Source organism: Pseudophaeobacter sp. C1-32P7, from assembly GCF_041008775.1.
Lineage (GTDB): Bacteria > Pseudomonadota > Alphaproteobacteria > Rhodobacterales > Rhodobacteraceae > Phycobacter > Phycobacter gallaeciensis_A.
This window is the reverse complement of record NZ_JAXGFR010000063.1, coordinates 1-3,149: the sequence shown is the minus strand read 5'-3', so window position 1 is coordinate 3,149 and position 3,149 is coordinate 1. Positions and strand designations below refer to the sequence as shown.

Here is a 3,149-nt window from a genome sequence, read left to right as displayed (position 1 = left end):
GGGGTCACTGCATAAAAGTGACGTTATTGTCCGGCTCGCGCGAACTTTACGGGAACACTTCAGGTTTCAGTCGGATTTCTGGTCTCTGAGGGCGTTATAGAGGCTTGTTTTACTGATTTTGAGGCGCGCTGCGGCCTCGCGGACCGTCAATCCATCACCGATATAGGCTCTGGCTTGCTCCAGCTTCTTGGGCGTGACGACTGGCTTGCGCCCGCCTTTTCTGCCGCGCGTTGCGGCGGCCTTCAATCCGGCCTGCGTGCGCTCGATTATGAGGTCACGTTCGAACTGGGCCAGCGCCCCGAATAGGTGGAAGACCAAAGTGCCGCCGGTGGTGGTTGTGTCCACGCCTTCGGTCAGAGATTTGAAGCCAACGCCACGGTCTCCGAGATTTGTAACCGTTTCGACCAGGTGCTTCATTGAGCGGCCAAGACGGTCGAGTTTCCAGACCACAAGCGTGTCGCCCTTGCGCAGAAAGGCCAGAGCATCATTCAGGCCTGGGCGGTCTGCTTTGGCACCGGAGATGACGTCTTCAAACACGGTTTCGCAGCCTGCGGCTTTGAGCGCATCCACCTGCGGTTCCAGCTTTTGGTCTGTTGTCGAGACCCGCGCATATCCGATCAGAGCCATTGAGGCAGTCCTGTCCGTTTTCCCGTCCTTAAATCAACTTGTCCGACTTCCCGTTGTCAAGCCATATTGGCGGACGGAACGGGACGTTCCGCCAAACGAGCGTTTCTCGGACATGAACGGGAGAAGGATATTAAATGGCACGGCGACAAATATTGACGGCAAGTTTTTGGTCTCGGTTGATGGCGCCGCCTTTGGAGGATCGAGAGGTTGCGATGTATTGTACGCTCACCCCGGATGAGATCGAGGCGGTCGCCAGAAAACGAACCGCTGCCGCCCGTCTGGGCTATGCCGTATCATTGGCTTACATGCGCCATCCCGGGCGGGTTCGCGAGGTTGGAGAACAGCCCAACGACGTGATGCTGGCCTTTCTTGCAGATCAGGTTGATGCCAGCGCTTCCGATCTGGCGGTCTATGATCGACGCCCGCAAACGCGACGCGAACATATCGCGCAAATCATGGCCCGGTTCGGCTATCGGGCCTTCACAAGATCCCTCGTGCGGGAACTTGTTCATTGGCTGACACCATCTGCCGGAGAAGACCTGCGGGCCGAGCCTTTGGCGATCTCGTTGATTGAAGAACTGAGGCGCCGGCGTATTCTGGTCCCGGCGCGACGTACCGTTGAACTGATTGTCAGGCACGCGATCCGGCGTGCGGAAAATGTCAGGATTTCCGCTCTGACCCGGGACCTGCATCCGGATCACCACGACGCCCTGCGTGCATTGATTGCGCCACCTGAATCGGGCGAGGTGTCGATGCTGAGCTGGCTGAAAGCAGCACCCAAATCAGCCTCGGCCAAATCCATCAAGGCTGTTCTGGATCGCCTGATGGTGGTTCGGGAGATCGGCTTGCCCACCAGTTTGCGTCAGAACATCTCGACATCGGCGCTCGACAGTCTGGCCGGCGAAGGCTTGCGGATCACGGTGCAAAACCTGCGGCGTATGGCCTTGCCCCGGCTATGGGCTGTATTGTCGGCCGCCTGTTTGCGGCTGGAAGAACAGCTCACCGACCTTGCATTGGATATGTTCGATAAATTGCTGGGTCGGAGCTTTCGAAAGGCGGAACAGCAAAGTTCCGACAAAGCATCCCAGCTCCTGATGGACATCATCCGCCCCTTGCAGTCTCTCAAAACCTTCTGCCGTGAGGCTCTGACAGCGCGCCTGCAAACCGGCGATCTCAACGGGATGCTGGACACGGCCAATTGGGATGAGATCGAGAGTGCGACGGCCGCAATTGAGACTGCCCTGGGAGACGGAAAGCCCGACAAATACTCGGAGCTCATCGGAAAATATCAGACAGCCCGCCAATTTGCGCCCATGATATTAAGGGGCTTGACCTTCAAAGGAGCGGCCAGTGCCGCCAGCCTTCTGCGCGCGGTCGATCTTTTGCGCGTTATGTATGAGACGAACAAGCGCAGCCTGCCCGACAACCCGCCGACCGGGTTCATCCGGAAGGCCTGGCGCCCGTTTGTCTTTCCGGCACCGGGGGAGGTCAACCGGCGCGCATACGAGCTTTGCGTCTACTTCGAATTGCGCGATCGGCTTCGGGCAGGAGATGTCTGGGTCGAAGGAAGCCGGCAGCGCCGCAACTTCGATGATCGGCTCATCCCCAAGGCCACCTTCGAGATATTGCGTACCGAGGGATCATTGCCGATCGCCGCCGCGGCGGATGCAGAAACCTATCTTGCAGAGCGGCAACTGCAGATTGAGGAGGCCATGGCCGTTGTCGCGGCCCGGGCCGAAGCTGGGACGTTGCCGGATGCCGCCATTCAGGGTGGCACCCTGAGCATCACCCCGGTCAAAGACGAAACACCCGACGCCGCCACGGCCATGAGCCGACTGGTCTATGGGCAATTGCCACAAATCAAGATCCCCGACCTGCTGACGGAAGTGAACGCCTGGACCGGTTTTGCGGATTGCTTCACCCATTATCGCTCGGGCAGACCGGCGGAAGATCAAAAGGCGCTGTTTGCCGCTGTCCTTGCCGACGGGGTCAATCTGAGTGTGTCCCGCATGGCGGCAGCAACTCACAATCTGTCCGCCCGGCAGATCGCATGGGCGCACGACTGGCATTTGCGCGAGGAGACCTATTCAACTGCCCTGGCCTGTTTGGTCGACATGCAGCGCGATCTCCCGCTGGCCAAGCTCTGGGGGGACGGCATGACGTCTTCCTCAGATGGGCAGTTCTTCCGGGCTGGTGGCCGCGGTGAAGCCTCTGCAGACATCAACGCGAAATACGGGCGCACCCCGGGCCTCAAATTCTACACCCACATCTCCGACCAGTTCAGCCCGTTCCACTCGACCGTCATCACCGCCACAGAAAGCGAAGCACCCTTCGTTTTGGATGGTCTGCTTCGCCACCAATCGGGTGTCGCAATCGAAGAGCATCATGTGGACACTGGCGGCGCGACGGATCACGTCTTTGCATTGTGTTACCTTTTGGGATTCCGCTTCGCGCCACGCTTGCGAAACTTCAAGGATCGCAAATTGTATCTTCTGCCTGGAATGAAGCCCCCGGCCATCATG

The 3,149-nt window shown here is 58.9% G+C and carries 2 protein-coding genes; one reads left to right on the top strand and one right to left on the bottom strand.

Annotation, left to right across the window (positions count from 1 at the left end):
- Positions 1–66: 66 nt before the first annotated feature.
- Positions 67–627, bottom strand: coding sequence for a recombinase family protein (locus SM763_RS23995; RefSeq protein ID WP_036562622.1), 561 nt, complete (start codon positions 625–627; stop codon positions 67–69).
- A gap of 134 nt (positions 628–761) precedes the next feature.
- Here SM763_RS23995 and SM763_RS23990 point away from each other — a divergent pair.
- On the top strand, positions 762–3,149 hold a 2,388-nt coding region (locus SM763_RS23990; protein ID WP_369000088.1), incomplete at its 3' end, for a Tn3 family transposase.

Excerpts from the sequence above, each read along its gene's own strand:
- SM763_RS23995 (WP_036562622.1), bottom strand. The coding sequence starts at position 627 with ATGGCTCTGATCGGATATGCGCGGGTCTCGACAACAGACCAAAAGCTG.